Here is a 14,852-nt window from a genome sequence, read left to right as displayed (position 1 = left end):
CGAGGCCCTGGGATGTCAAAGCTTGACGTCCCGAACCGGGGCCCGGAGGAATACATGGGCAGCAAGAGTAAAGTTCGCAGTATCGGCCTGGTCAGCCTGGGCGTGGTCGCCGGTGTCCTGGTCAGCCTGGGCATCACCGCCGTGGCGCAGCGGGAAACCCGTGGCCCCTTGCCGCTGGAAGAACTCCGGCAGTTCTCGAATGTCTTCGCCACCATCAAGAACAACTACGTCGAGCCGGTCGAAGACAAGAAGCTGATCGACGGCGCCATCGCCGGCATGCTGTCCGATCTCGACCCGCATTCGGCCTACCTGGACGCCGACGCCTACCGCGAAATGCAGACCGCCACGCAAGGCGAATTCGGCGGCCTGGGCATCGAAGTCGGCACCGAGGACGGCTTCGTCAAGGTCATCTCCCCCATCGAGGACACCCCCGCCGCGCGCGCGGGCGTCAAGGCCGGCGACCTCATCGTCAAGATCGACGACAAGTCCACCAAGGGGCTGCTGCTGAACGATGCGGTCAAGCTGATGCGCGGCAAGCCCAAGACCTCGATCACGCTGACGCTGGTGCGCAAGAACGAGGTCCAGCCCATCGTCGTCAAGATCGAACGCGACATCATCAAGGTCCAGAGCGTGCGCAGCAAGATGCTGGACGGCAATACCGCCTACGTGCGGATCGCCCAGTTCCAGGAGCAGACCGGCGCCGACCTGGCCACGCACCTCGAACGCCTGGGCAAGAGCGGCGCGCCCAAGGCGCTGGTGCTGGACCTGCGCAACGACCCGGGCGGCCTGCTGCACAGCGCGATCGCGGTCTCGGCCGCCTTCCTGCCGCAGAACACGCTGGTGGTCTCCACCGACGGCCGCACCGCCGACGCCAAGCGCAAGTACCAGACCAATCCGGCCGACTACCTGCGCAGCAGCGACGACTACATCAAGCGCCTGCCGGCCTGGACCAAGACCGTGCCCATGGTGGTGCTGGTGAACGCCGGCTCGGCCTCGGCCTCGGAAATCGTGGCCGGCGCGCTGCAGGACCAGAAGCGCGCCCGGGTGCTGGGTGCCCAGACCTTCGGCAAGGGCTCGGTACAGGTCATCCTGCCGATCTCGCGCGACTCGGCCATCAAGCTGACCACCTCGCGCTACTACACGCCCAACGGACGGTCCATCCAGGCCAAGGGCATCGTGCCCGACTACCCGGTCACCGACACGCCCGAGGGCGACCTGTACGAGCGGCCGCGCGAAGCCGACCTGGCCAAGCACCTGCTGAACGACAAGGATCCAAACGGCGAGATCAAGTCGGCCGCCCAGGATCCGGCCAAGGCCGCCGAGCGCAAGACCATCAAGCCGATCGAGTTCGGCAGCGCCGACGACTTCCAGCTCGCGCAGGCGCTGAACCTGCTGGCCGGCAAGCCGGTGCAGCTGGCCAAGGCCGAAGACGTGGCCAAGGCCGCCGCCGAACTGGCCGAGCGGAACAAGACTCCCGCCGAAAAGGCCAAGGACGCCACGAAGGACGAGAAGCCCGCCGCGCCCGTCCCCGCGCCGCCCGAGCAACCCGTTCCCGCGCCGGCCAAGTGAACGACGAGCAGCTACTGCGCTATTCGCGGCATGTGCTGCTGGACGAAATCGGCATCGAAGGGCAGCAGCGCCTCCTGGAGGCGCGTGCCCTGATCGTCGGGGCGGGCGGACTCGGCTCGCCCGCCGCCTTCTACCTGGCTTCGGCAGGCGTGGGCAACCTGGTACTGGCCGACGACGACACCGTCGACCTGACCAACCTGCAACGCCAGATCCTGCACACCACCGACCGCGTGGGCCGCTACAAGGCCGAATCCGGCAAGCAGACCCTGGCCGCTATCAACCCCGAGGTCGCCGTCCAGGCCCTGACCCAGCGGCTGATGGACGAGGCGCTGGACGCCCAGGTGGCCGCCGCCGACATCGTGCTGGACTGCACCGACAACTTCGCCACCCGCCACGCCATCAACCGCGCCTGTGTCCGGCACCGCAAGCCGCTGGTCTCGGGCGCGGCCATCCGGTTCGACGGCCAGGTCGGCGTGTTCGACCTGCGGCGCGGCGATGCGCCGTGCTATCACTGCCTGTTCCCCGACGGCGAGGACGTCGACGAAGTCAATTGCGCCACCATGGGCGTATTCGCGCCGCTGGTGGGCATCGTCGGTTCGACCGAGGCGGCCGAGGCGATCAAGCTGCTGGCGGGCATCGGCACCAGCCTGTCGGGGCGCCTGCTGATGCTGGACGCGCTGGCGATGAAATGGCACGAAGTGCGGGTGGGCCGGGACGCGGGCTGCCCGGTGTGCGGCGGGCGTCCCGCGCATCCACCCGCCTCCTGAACGGTATCGGCGCCCGCCCTGGGAGGTCCCCATGAAGATCAAGCACATCGCGCTGGTCGTCCCCGATCTCGAGGCAGCCGCCACCTTCTACGAAACCGCGTTCGACATGAAGCGCGTCGGGCGCGACGACCTGGAAATGGGCTCGGGCATCTACCTGTCGGACGGCAGCACCAACCTGGCCCTGCTGCAGTACAAAGAAGGCCATCCGCTGGCGCCGTCCAGCGGTTTTGCGGGCGTGCACCACTTCGGCTTCCAGGTCGACGACCTGGCCGAGGCCGAGCGCCGGATCGAGGCGGCCGGCGGCAAGTTCTTCTTCTCGCTGGGCAACGATCCGGAAAAGAAGAACTTCGAGAAGAAGTTCAAGGACCCCTTCGGCGTGGTGTTCGACATCTCGAAAAGCGGCTGGGAAGGCACCGGCCGCGACTGACTGGCCACCGGACGGCGGCGGTCAGGCCAGCATGATCTGGATCTGCACGTCCAGGAATTCCGACGGCGACTTCTTCCAGCCGCTCTTGGCGTAGCGCTGCCAGCGTCCCAGGATGAAATGCAGGATCAGGCTGGCGCGGGCATGGATGTCGTCGGTGGGAGGCAGCTCGTTCAAGGCCAGCGCGTTGCGCAGGCACTGCCGCAGCGAGGCCTCGATGCGGTCCAGGAACTGGTTCATGCGTTCCTGCAGGCGTTCGTCCTCGGACACCAGCGCATCGCCGATCAGCACCCGCGTCATGCCCTTGTTGCGCTCGGCGAAGGTCAGCAGCATCAGGATGGCCTTGCGCGCCTGCGCGAGGCCGCTGGTCTCGGATTCGGAAATCACGTTGAACAGGCCGAACACCGAGCTTTCGATGAACTCGATCAAGCCCTCGAACATCTGCGCCTTGCTGGCGAAATGCCGGTACAGCGCGGCTTCGGAAACCTGGAGACGCGCGGCCAGCGCCGCGGTGGTGATGCGTTCGCCCTTGGGATGCTCGAGCATTTCGGCCAGCATCTGGAGGATCTGGGTCTTGCGCTCGCTCGTCTTGCTAGAGGCCATGTCGCGGTGGGTTTCCGTGCAAAGGAGGAAAAATCGCCCGCTTCGCAGGGCCGCCCCAGACGGAAACGGCTAACTACGGCGCAGGGCGCGACGCTGTAACAACAAGTGACTGACGGAGTTTACTTGAAGGTCGATGAAAAGCGGGCGTCCTCGATGCGTCTTGGCGAACGGCGTGCCCGGATGGCGGACGTAGACGGTGCGCATGCCGGCCTTGCGAGCGCCGCGCAGGTTGGCGGACGTGTCTTCGACCAGCACTGAATTGTTAGCGCTTACTCCCTCCATGGCCATGACGTGGCGCATCAAAGCCGGCGAAGGCTTGACCCGGAATTCACCATGGAAGCGCATGTCCTCGACCGCCCACAGGCTGTCGAAGCAGTGCAGGATGCCGAGATGGCGCAGGATGGTGCGGGCGTAATTGTGTGGCGCGTTCGTCAACAGGATCTTGCGTCCGGGCAGCCGTGACAACCGGTTACGCAAATCCTTGTCCGCGCGCACCAGCGGGCGGATGTCGAAGCTGTGGCTGCGGTGCAGGAACTCCGCCGGCGACACGCCGTGGTGCCGGACCATGCCGATCAGCGTCGCGCCGTAGCGCTGCCAGTAGCGCTTGCGCAGCACGTGGGCCTCTTCCTCGGACACGTTCAGTGTCTCCATGACCGCCTGGGTCATGGACAGGTCGATGTGCGAGAAGATGGCGTGCGAGGCATCGTGCAGCGTGTTGTCCAGGTCGAAGAACCAGACCGGCTCCCCCTTCCCCGCGCCCGCCGGCCGCCGCGTCACCCGCACGCGGCTCAACGGCCGCCGCACCTGCCGCCGCGGCGCCGACGCCACCGAAGGTACCCCAGTAACCGCCGCGGCAACTTCACTTACGTAGAGGTCCCCCCCTACGCGCTGCGCGCGCCCCCCAGGGGGCGATGCGGGCGGACCGGCGAACATGGCCCCCATCAGTGGCTTTTGATCATGGTTCCCACGCCTTGCGCGGTCAGGATTTCCAGCAGCAGACAGTGTTCGACGCGGCCGTCGACGATGTGCACGGAATTCACGCCGCTCTTGGCGGCTTCCAGGGCCGACGAGATCTTGGGCAGCATGCCGCCCGAGATGGTGCCGTCGGCGAACAGCTCGTCTATCTTGCTGGCGGTCAGGCCGGTCAAGAGGTTGCCGTTCTTGTCCAGCACGCCCGGAGTGTTGGTCATCATGATCAGCTTCTCGGCGTGCAGCACCTCGGCGATCTTGCCCGCCACCAGGTCGGCGTTGATGTTGTAGGCCATGCCGTCCTCGCCGAAGCCGATGGGCGAGATGACAGGGATGAACTGGTCGTCCTGCAGCGCCTTCACCACCGACGGGTCGACGGACGCGATCTCGCCCACGAAGCCCAGGTCCAGTTGCGCGCCGGGGTTGTTCTTGTCCGGCATCAGCATCTTGCGGGCGCGGATCAGGCCGCCGTCCTTGCCGGTCAGGCCCACGGCCTTGCCGCCGAACTCGTTGATCATCATCACGATGTCCTGCTGGACCTGGCCGCCCAGCACCCACTCCACCACTTCCATGGTCTCGGCGTCGGTCACGCGCATGCCTTGCACGAAGCTGCCCTGCTTGCCGACGCGCTTGAGCGCGTCGTCGATCTGCGGGCCCCCGCCATGCACGACGATGGGGTTCAGGCCCACCAGCTTGAGCAGCACCACGTCATGCGCGAAGCTGCGTTGCAGGCGTTCTTCCGTCATGGCGTTGCCGCCGTACTTGACCACGATGGTCTTGCCGTGGAAACGGCGGATGTACGGCAGGGCTTCGGCCAGCACGCCGGCCTTGATCCGGGGCGTGAGCGTAGCCAGCGGTCCGTGTTCGGGAGACGAGGAATCTGCTTGATGGGTGTCGGTCATGGCGGCGCGCCTGAGGGAAGGAATGGACAAACAGGCTCAATTGTAGCCACTGCGCCAGCCGGATTCCGTCCACAGGATATCCCGCCGTTATCCCCCGCTTGTCCCGGCCTTTTCCCCAGGCTTGTCCGCAGGGCTGTCCACGGCTTCCCCACAGGGTTCCACACAGCTTCTCCACATGAACGCCCCCGGTTTTCCACTGCATTTCCCCAGGAAACCCACAGCTTGCCCACAGCCTTTCCACAAGGTTGCCCACATGTTGTCCACATAGGTTTCCAACGGTCTTCCACAGCCTTGCCCCCAGGGTTGTCCACAAAAGGCGCGAAGCTTGAAATACCGCGGATTGGCCGTATTTACCTTGACATGATGGGAAGGTCTAGAATCGTCCCATTCCAGGTCAGGAGATCACCATGCAGGCGTTGAACATCGGACAGGCTTCGGAGGCATCGGGCGTCTCGGCCAAGATGATCCGGCATTACGAATCCATAGGATTGATACCGCCCGCCCACCGCACCGAATCCGGCTACCGGCTCTACGGCGAAAGCGATGTCCATACGCTGCAGTTCATTCGCAATGCGCGCGACCTGGGCTTTTCGATCCCGCAGATCGGAACGCTGCTGGAACTCTGGAATGACCGCGGCCGACCCAGCGCCGAGGTCAAGCGCCTGGCCTGCGCCCACATCGATGAACTGGACGAGAAGATCCGGGGTCTACAGGCCATGAAGGCCACGCTGGAGCAGCTTGCTTCCCACTGCCATGGGGACCACCGTCCGGACTGCCCCATCCTGAGCGGGCTGGCGACCCCGGGCATGGGCACGCGCGGCCTGGCCGAGCATACCTGCAACGGATGAAACCAATCCCCATGCCCGGGTAGCCCGCCGGTCGACCCTGTTAGCATTTCGGGTATCGGCGGCTTGCCCGCCGCGTCTATCGCAAGAAGGAGAATGCAGTGAAACGTCTACTCGCCCTGATCGCCACGGTCGCCGCGCTCGCGCTGACCGCGGGCGCCGCGCTTGCGCAGGCGCTCAATGCCGAAGGCGAGGTGCGCCGCATCGACGCGGCGAACGGCAAGGTCACCCTCAAGCACGGCCCGATCTCCAACCTTCAGTTGCCGGCCATGACGCTGGTCTTCAAGGTGGCCGACCCCTCGATGCTGAGCCAGATCAAGGCCGGCGACAACGTGCGGTTCGCCGCCGAAAAAATCAACGGCCAATACACGATCACGGCCATCCAGCCGAAATAAGGCTTACAGCACGTAGCGCGCCAGGTCCTGGTGCGCCGCGGCTTCTTCCAGCTGCCGGTTGACGTAGTCGGTATCGATGCGCACCACTTCCCCGCTCTTGCGGGTCGCGTCGAACGACAGTTCCTCCAGCAGTTTTTCCATCACCGTGTACAGCCGGCGCGCGCCGATGTTCTCGGTCTTCTCGTTCACCGCGAAGGCCAGTTCGGCCAGGCGTTCGATGCCATCGTCGGTGAATTCCAGCCTGACGCCCTCGGTTTCGAGCAGCGCGGTGTACTGCTTGACCAGCGACGCATCGGTCTCGGACAGGATGCGCACGAAATCCTTGGCCGACAGCGAATCGAGCTCGACCCGGATCGGGAAGCGCCCCTGCAGCTCGGGGATCAGGTCGGACGGCCGCGACAGGTGGAAGGCTCCCGACGCAATGAACAGGATGTGGTCCGTGCGGACCATGCCGTACTTGGTGTTGACGGTCGTACCCTCGACCAGCGGCAGCAGGTCGCGCTGCACGCCCTGGCGCGAGACGTCCGACCCGCTGGTCTCCTGGCGGGTGGCGATCTTGTCGACCTCGTCCAGGAACACGATGCCGTTCTGTTCCACGCTGGCCAACGCCTTGGTGCGCAGCTCTTCCTCGTTCACGCGGCGGCCGGCCTCCTCGTCCACCAGCAGCTTGAAGGCTTCCTTGATGCGCAGCTTGCGCGCCTTCTTCTTGCCCTGGGCCAGGCCGGCGAACATGCCGCGGATCTGCTCGGTCATTTCCTCCATGCCCGGCGGCGACATGATCTCCATCTGCGGCACCGGCTGGGCCACTTCGATCTCGATCTCCTTGTCGTCGAGCTGGCCTTCGCGCAGACGCTTGCGGAAGGTCTGGCGCGCGGCATTGTCGTCGCGCTGCGGGTTGCCCATCGCGTCGCGCGCGGGTGGCACCAGCACGTCCAGGATGCGGTCTTCGGCGGCGTCCTCTGCCTGCGTGCGCACGCGGCGCATTTCCGCTTCGCGCACCTGCTTGACGGCCACCTCGGCCAGGTCGCGGATGATGGTGTCGACGTCGCGGCCCACGTAGCCCACCTCGGTGAACTTGGTGGCCTCGACCTTCACGAAGGGCGCATCGGCCAGCTTGGCCAGGCGGCGGGCGATCTCGGTCTTGCCCACGCCCGTCGGGCCTATCATCAGGATGTTCTTGGGATGGATCTCGTGGCGCAGCGGCTCGGCCACCTGCTGGCGACGCCAGCGGTTGCGCAGCGCAATGGCCACGGAACGCTTGGCGCGGTCCTGGCCGACGATGTATTTATCCAGTTCGGAGACGATCTCACCGGGGGTCATCATGTTCATTCCAGTACCTCGACGGTGTGATGCTGGTTGGTGTAAATGCAAAGATCGCCCGCGATCGCCAGCGACTTCCTGACGATGTCCTCGGGTGCCATGTCGGTATTCTGCAGCAGTGCCAGGCCGGCCGATTGTGCATAGGCGCCGCCCGAACCGATGGCCGCCAGGCCGTGCTCGGGCTCCAGCACGTCGCCGTTGCCGGTCAGCACCAGCGTCGATTCCCGGTCGGCCACGATCAGCATGGCTTCGAGCCGGCGCAGCACGCGGTCGGTGCGCCAGTCACGCGTCAGGTCTACCGCCGCGCGCAGCAGGTGGCCCTGGTGTTTTTCCAGCTTGCCTTCGAAACGCTCGATCAGCGTGAAGGCGTCGGCCGTGGCGCCGGCGAAACCCGCCAGCACCGAATCCTTGTACAGGCGCCGCACCTTGCGGGCGCTGCCCTTCATGACGATGTTTCCCAGGGTGACCTGCCCGTCGCCGCCCAGGGCAACGCGGTTGCCGCGGCGCACGCTGATGATGGTCGTGCCGTGGAATTGTTCCATTTGCTCTTCCTGATGGGCCCGAGGCCCCGCGCTGGCGCGCCGGGCCGGCGAGCGAAAACGACTTCTGGATAGTGGGGGCGACGGGGCCCGATTCAAGAGGTGGGTCTCCCGCCCTGAGCCTTATTCCCCGGAAACCGCAAACCCGCGCAGCCACGGATCGAGATGGGCAATATCGAACGTTCCTGCCTCGAACATCTGCATCGTCTCCTTGTGGATACGCGCCGGTCGCCGTTGCAGGCGCCAGCCATTGATGCGCAGGAACACGTCGGCCGCGGCGAAAGCGATGCGCTTGTTGCTGTCCACGAACGGATGATTGATCGCCATGCTTTCCATCAGGGCCGCGGCTTCGGCCACGATATCCTCGTAATAGCCGGTTTGCGGCCGAAACAGTGCCGCTTCGATTGCACCCGGATCACGTACGCCCGGCGCGCCACCGTAGCGCTGCATCAATAGCGCATGCATGCCCAGCACGTCCGCCACGGTCAGATAATCGTGCGACACGGTCTACTTGGCCAGTTCGCGATACAGACTGTCGAATTCGTCCACACTCGACGCGAACGCAGCCATGACGTGGCGGCGGGGACGTTCTTTTTGCTGCCTGTCGATGTAATCGCGCAATGCGTCATCCAGCACTGCCTGGAATTGGCGTCCCTGGGTTTCCGCGATCTGGCGCAAGGCGGCGAGCACTTCAGGGGCGGCTTGAGAGGAGAATTTCTCCCGAACGGTTGTGGTCATGGCCGTTCCATCATGATTCATCTTGATACTTCATGATAAAGCAAGTTTTCGCGAAAAAAACGGCGCCAGAGGCGCCGTTCATACGGATCGCGCGGACGATCGCGTCAGTCGCCGTACAGCTTCTGCCGCAATTCGCGGCGTTGCTGCGCCTCCAGCGACAGCGTGGCCGTGGGCCGCGCCAGCAACCGGGCGACGCCGATGGGCTCGCCGGTTTCCTCGCACCAGCCGTACTCGCCCGACTCGATGCGGCCCAGCGCCTGCTGGACCTTCTTCAGCAGCTTGCGCTCGCGGTCGCGCGTGCGCAGTTCCAGCGCATGCTCTTCCTCGATCGTGGCGCGATCGGCCGGATCCGGCACGAAAGGCGTCTCGCGCAGGTGCTCGGTGGTTTCACCGGCGTTCTGCAGCAGTTCGCGCTCGATTTCCTGGAGCCGGCTCTTGAAAAAGGCAAGCTGCGCTTCGTTCATATAGTCGGCCTCGGGCATGGCCAACAACTCTTTTTCAGAGAGCACGGCCTCGGCCGGCTTGGTCATCACGTTTTCCAACGCGTCCTCCTGAGTGACTTTTAAGGTTTTGCTCGACGCTTTCGTTGCCATGAAAATGCTCCGCGCGAATCAATAAGGCTTTCCAATTCCCACACAGCACCGCATATTCCAATCGCTCCCGGCGAGCCGGGTATCCCACCATGGGCGCCGCGGATCCGGCTCCGCCGGTCCGCCAGCGCCGCCCCCTGGGGGCGCGCGTCAGCGCGTAGGGGGGCGACCTACACTAGGCATTGCTCCAGGCCGTGCATGAAGACGTCGCGAGGCAGGTTGCGACCAATGAAGACCAGCTTGCTGCCGCGCTTCTCGCCCGGCGCCCAGGCCCGGCCGGCATCGGCGCCCATCAGCATGTGCACGCCCTGGAACAGCATCCGGCGGTTCACGCCACTCATGTACAGAATACCCTTGTACCTCAATAAATCGGTTCCGTACACCTGCACCACGCCTCCCAGGAATTCCTCCAGGCGCATGGGATCGAACGGCTTGTCCGACTTGAAGACGAAGGCGCCGATGGCGTCGTCGTGATGGTGGTGGTGATGGCCGTGCGCATGATGGTGGCTGGGATCGTCGCAGCCGTCTACCGCGCAGTGCTCGCCGTGCTCGTGGCCGTGGCCATGATCGTGGTCGTGTCCATGGTCATGATCGTGGTCGTGCGTCGCGGCATCGGGATGCTCGTCGGCCAGGAACTCCGGATCGATGTCCAGGATGGCGTTCAGGTTGAAGCCATTGATGTCCAGGATTTCCTTCAGGTCGACTTCGCCGAAATTGACCGGCGTGATCGTGGCGCGCGGGTTGATGTGGACCAGGCGCGAACGCAGGGCCTGGTAGTCGGCGTCCTCGACCAGGTCCACCTTGGAAACCAGCAGGCGGTCGGCGAACCCAACCTGGTTGAGCGCCTCGGGCTGCTCGTCCAGCGTCTGCATGCCGTGCTTGGCGTCCACCACGGTGATGACGGCATCCAGCCTGAAGTAGCTGGCCACCTCGTCTTCCATGAAGAAGGTCTGGCACACCGGGCCGGGGTTGGCCATGCCGGTGGTCTCGATGATGACCCGCTCGAAGTCCAGCGCGCCCGCGCGCCGCTTGTCCTTGAGGTCGATCAGGATGCGCACCAGATCGCCGCGCACCGTGCAGCACACGCAGCCGTTGTTCATCTCGATGATCTGTTCGTCGCGGTCCTGGATCAGGAGATCGTTGTCCACGCCTTCCGGCCCGAACTCGTTCTCGATCACGGCGATCCGGCGGCCATGATGCTCGTTCAAAATCCGGTTGAGCAGCGTCGTCTTGCCCGCGCCCAGGAACCCCGTCAGGACAGTTACCGGAATCTGCTTCGGTGTTTTGTCCGCAGCCTTCATCTATACAGCTCCTTGCACATGCGTCCGGGGACGCGTCAATGCGTTTTGCGTTCGTCGCCGGCTTCGCGGCCGGCCTGGACGCAGGCGGGACAGCGCCCGCGAACGACCATTTCCACATCGCGCCCTTCGAAACCGTCGGGCAGGCGATCGAGATTCTGCTGGATACCCACCGGTGCATCGATACAGAACATGCGTCGGCAGACATCGCATTGGAAGTGCCCATGCGGCTCGCCGTGGTGGTGGTGCGCATGGGGCGCTCCCGCTTCGTCGCCGGGCCGGGCGACGCTGAAACGCCAGACGCGGTCTTCCCCGGCGATGCGGTGCGCGAGGCCGGACTGCACCAGCCATTCCAGCACGCGGTACACGGTGACCCGGTCGACCGACACCGACGACCCGATGCGGTCGAACAACTCCTGGTGCGACAGCGCGCTTGCCGCCTCCATCAGGGTTGCCAAGACATGCACCCGTGTCGCGGTGACTCGTGCGCCTTGGGCACGTATCGCCTCGCGGGCCAGATCCTCCACGCGTCGCTCCTTCCGTTCGGCCCGCCAAGCGGGGCCGGATTACAGCACAAGCCGCTTTGCCTGGGCAAACCCGGACTAACCCCCGGTAGGCCCCCGCGGCGCAATTGCTTTCCGCTGGAGGCGACCCCAGACAAAAAGCACCGGACGGTGTACCACGAATCGCCACCGGCAAACGCGACATGTGGGGTCGTTTTGGGGGAATTCAAGCCTTTCGGCCGATTTTGGTAACCGTTTGCGACGGCAGCGGGCACATACGCCCTGAAACGGGCCATCCGGGCAGGCACCTGGCCCGCTCCGGCCGCGCCGCTAGACCCGCTGCAGCAGCAGCCCTTTCAGGTACTCGCCTTCGGGGTGGGTCATGCGCATGGGATGGTCGATGCCGGCCGCCAGCCGTTCCAGCAGCACGAAGTCCTGCCGCGCATCCACCGCGGCGCCAGCCACGATTTTCTGGAACAGGTCCACGCTGATGGCGCCGGAACACGAGAAGGTCAGCAGGTAGCCGCCCGGCTTGACCAGCTTCATGCCCTTCAGGTTGACGTCCTTGTAGGCGCGCGCCGCCTTGTCCACGTGGTGCACCGAGGGGGCGAACTTGGGCGGGTCCAGCACCACGATATCGAACAACTGTCCCTCGGCGGCCAGCGCCTTCTGCGCCTCGGCCACCTTGGACACCCGGCACTCGAAGGCCGCTTCCGGCAGGCCGTTGCGGACCGCGTTGCGCGCGGCCATCGCCAGCGCGTCGGCCGACGAATCGACCGACACGGCGCGCGCCGCCCCGGCGCGCATCGCCGCCAGCGAAAAACCGCCCGTGTACGAGAAGCAGTTCAACACCGTGGCGCCGGGCCCGACCAGCGCGGCCAGCTCCGCCACCCGGCGCCGGCTCTCGCGCTGGTCCAGGTAGAAGCCGGTCTTGTGGCCATGGACCACGTCCACGCCGTAGCGCACGCCATCCTCGACGATCTCGACCTCGGCGGGCGGCTCCGCCCCCCGGAGCACGCCCGTGCGGGGTGCCAGGCCTTCGCGTTCCCGCGCCGCGGCGTCGGAGCGTTCGTACACGTCGGCGCAGCCGGTCGCGGCCACCAGCGCATCGACCAGGGCCTCGCGCCAGCGCTCGACCCCGGCAGCCAGGAACTGGACCACCAGTTGGCCGGCATAGCGATCGGCCACGAAACCCGGCAGGGCGTCGGCCTCGCCGAACACCAGCCGGACCGCGTCGGTGCGGCCGGCCAGCGCCGCGCGGCGAGCCACGGCGTCGGCCACCCGGGCGGCCATCCACCCGGCATCCACCGGCTCATCCTCGCGGAAGGTCCAGCAGCGCACGCGTATCTGCGAATCGGGACTGTAGGCGCCCCAGGCCAGGAAATTGCCGCGGCTGTCGACCACGCGCACGGTATCGCCGGCCAGCGGCCGGCCGACGGCCTGCGCCACGGCCGTGGCATAGACCCAGGGATGGCGCCGCAGCAGGGACTTTTCCTTGCCGGGCTTGAGAACGACGTCGTTCATCGGGACTTCTTCAAAGCGGAGGGATGGGGCCGGATGGCAGGCCGCCATGGTACCGCCGCCGGGCGCCAGGCCCAAATTGCTCCCCGCGCACGCCTGGCAGGGCCTGGAACGGATCCGCCCTATTCCTTCTTCCCGGGTTCCTTGCGACCCGCCCGCGGATGCGCCTTGTCGTACACCTTGGCCAGGTGCTGGAAATCCAGCCGGGTATAGATCTGGGTGGTCGAGATGCTGGCGTGGCCCAGCATCTCCTGCACCGCGCGCAGGTCCTCGGCCGATTGCAGCACGTGGCTGGCGAAACTGTGGCGCAGCACGTGCGGATGCACGTGGGTGGGCACGCCCGCGGCCTGGCCGCGCCTGGCCAGTTGCGCCTGGACGACGCGGGCCGAGATGCGGCGGCCGCGCAGTCCGACGAACAGCGCGTGGGCATCGCCGCCCGCGGCCAGAACGGGACGCGCGCCCAGCCAGGCGCGCAGGGCCTCGCAGGCCTGGGTGCCGACCGGCACGATGCGGCGTTTGCTGCCCTTGCCCAGCACGCTGACCTCGGCCTCGGCCAGGTCCAGCCAGCTGGATGATTCGTAGCCGGGTTCGCGCGCGTAGGCCAGGTCCAGGCCCACCAGTTCGGACAGGCGCAGGCCGCTGGAATAGAACAGTTCGAACATGGCGGTGTCGCGCAATTCGATGGCATGTCGCTGCTCGGCGCTCTGGCCGGTGACTTCCGCCGCGACGGGCGGGGTGTGATCGAGCAGGGCCTGCGTCTGGTCCACCGACAAGGCCTTGGGCAGGCCGCGCGGCGCCTTGGGGCCGCGTACGCCCGCGGCCGGATTGCCGGGCATGCCCACGCGCGGCGCCCACCATTGGTAGAAGCCGCGCCAGCTGGCCAGCAGGCGGGCCAGGCTGCGCGGGCTCATGCCCTGCGCGTGCAGTTGTCCCAGGTAGCGACGCACGTGCCCCTGCGACACGCGCTCGAGCGGCACGTCATCGGCCAGTTCGACCAGGTGGACGAGGTCCCGCCGGTAGGCGGCCAGGGTATGGGGGGAATAGCGGCGGCCCGAACCCAGGTGTTCGAGCCATTCCAGCATGGGCCGGGCCAGCGCCGGCCCCGTGGCCTCGGAACCGGGACGGGGATCGTCGGCCACGGTATGGGTCAGGCGCGCGGCGCCTCGGTCAGGAGGCGCGAGAGCGACGCGCTGGCCAGTTCACCGATGCGCGTCAGGAAGGTCGTGCCCATCGAGGGCGTGAAGCGCTCGGCGTCGGGCGATGCCAGCACCAGCAGGCCGAAGGCTTCGGGCGCGATGCCCACGCGCAGCGGGATCAGGGCCAGCGAACGCACTTCGCGATCGAGCCAGGCCGCGGCCTCGAAGCCCGAGTTGGGGCCGCAGTACGGCGACATCAGTCCATTGGCGAAGGTTCGCGCATCGGCCGAGACTTCTCCGCGCCAGGGGGCCTCGGCATCGCCCGGGGCGGTCTCGGCCCAGATGCGCAGCGCCACGTCGGGCACGCTGAAGATCTCGCCCAGGCCGCCGGCAACGGCGGCGGGCAGCGCCTGCGGATCGCTCTCCTTGAGCAGGCCCCGGCTCCACAGCAACAACCGGTCGGAGATGTGTTCGTTCTCGGAAGCGGCACGCACCAGTTCCGACACCCGCAGCTCCATGCCGCGCACGCGCTCGCGCAGCGCCAGCACCTGGCGCTCGGCCAGCGAGACGGCCTTGCCCTCGTGGGGATGGGGCACCTTCATGGTGGAGAACAGCTCGGCGTGCCGTTCGAAGAAATCGGTGTTGTCCTTGAGGTATTGCGCGACTTCGTTGGCGTCCATGTACGTTCCGGAATTCATTGTTGATTAAGGCAAGGGCGCGCGAAGCGCGTGGG

Annotated in this window: 18 protein-coding genes; 5 read left to right on the top strand and 13 right to left on the bottom strand. The window is 66.3% G+C overall.

Annotated elements, in window-relative coordinates:
• Positions 1-54: 54 nt before the first annotated feature.
• From N5K27_RS08650 to N5K27_RS08640, 3 genes are read left to right on the top strand one after another with little or no spacing between them, the layout of a single operon-like run.
• Positions 55-1,569 (top strand): S41 family peptidase, encoded by a 1,515-nt coding sequence (locus N5K27_RS08650; protein WP_087838660.1) that lies wholly within the window; start codon positions 55-57, stop codon positions 1,567-1,569.
• Positions 1,566-2,336: a molybdopterin-synthase adenylyltransferase MoeB gene (moeB, locus tag N5K27_RS08645; protein ID WP_087838661.1), complete on the top strand. Its 771-nt coding sequence runs from the start codon at positions 1,566-1,568 to the stop codon at positions 2,334-2,336. Before N5K27_RS08650 ends, moeB begins: the two co-directional genes overlap by 4 nt.
• 31 nt (positions 2,337-2,367) lie before the next feature.
• The gene (locus N5K27_RS08640; protein WP_087838662.1) at positions 2,368-2,763 is read left to right on the top strand and encodes a VOC family protein; all 396 of its coding nucleotides are present in this window, start codon (positions 2,368-2,370) and stop codon (positions 2,761-2,763) included.
• A 21-nt stretch (positions 2,764-2,784) separates the two neighbouring features.
• On the opposite strand, the gene slmA is transcribed toward N5K27_RS08640, so the two are convergent.
• The 3 genes from slmA to argB form a co-directional block, all read right to left on the bottom strand.
• On the bottom strand, positions 2,785-3,363 hold the full coding sequence (gene slmA / locus N5K27_RS08635; protein ID WP_087838663.1) for a nucleoid occlusion factor SlmA: 579 nt from the start codon (positions 3,361-3,363) through the stop codon (positions 2,785-2,787).
• 69 nt (positions 3,364-3,432) lie between these two features.
• On the bottom strand, positions 3,433-4,155 hold the full coding sequence (locus tag N5K27_RS08630; protein ID WP_254914585.1) for a pyrimidine 5'-nucleotidase: 723 nt from the start codon (positions 4,153-4,155) through the stop codon (positions 3,433-3,435).
• Between the two features lie 149 nt (positions 4,156-4,304).
• The gene (gene argB / locus N5K27_RS08625; RefSeq protein ID WP_087838664.1) at positions 4,305-5,234 is read right to left on the bottom strand and encodes an acetylglutamate kinase; all 930 of its coding nucleotides are present in this window, start codon (positions 5,232-5,234) and stop codon (positions 4,305-4,307) included.
• A gap of 416 nt (positions 5,235-5,650) precedes the next feature.
• Here argB and cueR point away from each other — a divergent pair, with 416 nt between their 5' ends.
• Together cueR and N5K27_RS08615 are read left to right on the top strand one after the other, a co-directional pair.
• Positions 5,651-6,082 (top strand): Cu(I)-responsive transcriptional regulator, encoded by a 432-nt coding sequence (cueR, locus tag N5K27_RS08620; protein WP_087838751.1) that lies wholly within the window; start codon positions 5,651-5,653, stop codon positions 6,080-6,082.
• A 98-nt stretch (positions 6,083-6,180) separates the two neighbouring features.
• On the top strand, positions 6,181-6,474 hold the full coding sequence (locus N5K27_RS08615; protein WP_087838665.1) for a copper-binding protein: 294 nt from the start codon (positions 6,181-6,183) through the stop codon (positions 6,472-6,474).
• A gap of 3 nt (positions 6,475-6,477) precedes the next feature.
• On the opposite strand, the gene hslU is transcribed toward N5K27_RS08615, so the two are convergent.
• From hslU to N5K27_RS08565, 10 genes are all read right to left on the bottom strand, one after another.
• A complete protein-coding gene (gene hslU / locus N5K27_RS08610; protein ID WP_087838752.1) occupies positions 6,478-7,794 on the bottom strand; it encodes an ATP-dependent protease ATPase subunit HslU in 1,317 nt (438 codons plus the stop codon).
• A 5-nt stretch (positions 7,795-7,799) separates the two neighbouring features.
• Positions 7,800-8,336, bottom strand: coding sequence for an ATP-dependent protease subunit HslV (gene hslV, locus N5K27_RS08605; RefSeq protein WP_087782942.1), 537 nt, complete (start codon positions 8,334-8,336; stop codon positions 7,800-7,802).
• Between the two features lie 120 nt (positions 8,337-8,456).
• The gene (locus N5K27_RS08600) at positions 8,457-8,837 is read right to left on the bottom strand and encodes a type II toxin-antitoxin system death-on-curing family toxin (protein ID WP_087838666.1); all 381 of its coding nucleotides are present in this window, start codon (positions 8,835-8,837) and stop codon (positions 8,457-8,459) included.
• Positions 8,838-8,840: 3 nt separating this feature from the next.
• Positions 8,841-9,071, bottom strand: coding sequence for a hypothetical protein (locus N5K27_RS08595; RefSeq protein WP_087838667.1), 231 nt, complete (start codon positions 9,069-9,071; stop codon positions 8,841-8,843).
• 104 nt (positions 9,072-9,175) lie between these two features.
• Complete coding sequence (gene dksA / locus N5K27_RS08590; protein WP_087838669.1) at positions 9,176-9,664, bottom strand: RNA polymerase-binding protein DksA; 489 nt, start codon at positions 9,662-9,664, stop codon at positions 9,176-9,178.
• A gap of 167 nt (positions 9,665-9,831) precedes the next feature.
• Positions 9,832-10,962: a GTP-binding protein gene (locus tag N5K27_RS08585; protein ID WP_279815800.1), complete on the bottom strand. Its 1,131-nt coding sequence runs from the start codon at positions 10,960-10,962 to the stop codon at positions 9,832-9,834.
• 35 nt (positions 10,963-10,997) lie between these two features.
• Positions 10,998-11,486: a transcriptional repressor gene (locus N5K27_RS08580; RefSeq protein ID WP_132979578.1), complete on the bottom strand. Its 489-nt coding sequence runs from the start codon at positions 11,484-11,486 to the stop codon at positions 10,998-11,000.
• Positions 11,487-11,792: 306 nt separating this feature from the next.
• Positions 11,793-12,986, bottom strand: a complete 1,194-nt coding sequence (locus tag N5K27_RS08575) for a class I SAM-dependent rRNA methyltransferase (RefSeq protein WP_087838673.1) — start codon at positions 12,984-12,986, stop codon at positions 11,793-11,795.
• Positions 12,987-13,105: 119 nt separating this feature from the next.
• A complete protein-coding gene (gene xerC, locus N5K27_RS08570) occupies positions 13,106-14,065 on the bottom strand; it encodes a tyrosine recombinase XerC (protein ID WP_087838753.1) in 960 nt (319 codons plus the stop codon).
• A gap of 65 nt (positions 14,066-14,130) precedes the next feature.
• Entirely contained in the window at positions 14,131-14,799 is a 669-nt protein-coding gene (locus N5K27_RS08565) for a DUF484 family protein (RefSeq protein WP_279815796.1), read from the bottom strand.
• Positions 14,800-14,852 lie beyond the last annotated feature (53 nt).

Origin of the sequence: Pigmentiphaga sp. GD03639 (assembly GCF_029845405.1) — a bacterium.
GTDB lineage: Bacteria > Pseudomonadota > Gammaproteobacteria > Burkholderiales > Burkholderiaceae_B > Pigmentiphaga > Pigmentiphaga daeguensis.
This window is presented reverse-complemented; position numbering and strand designations above follow the sequence as displayed.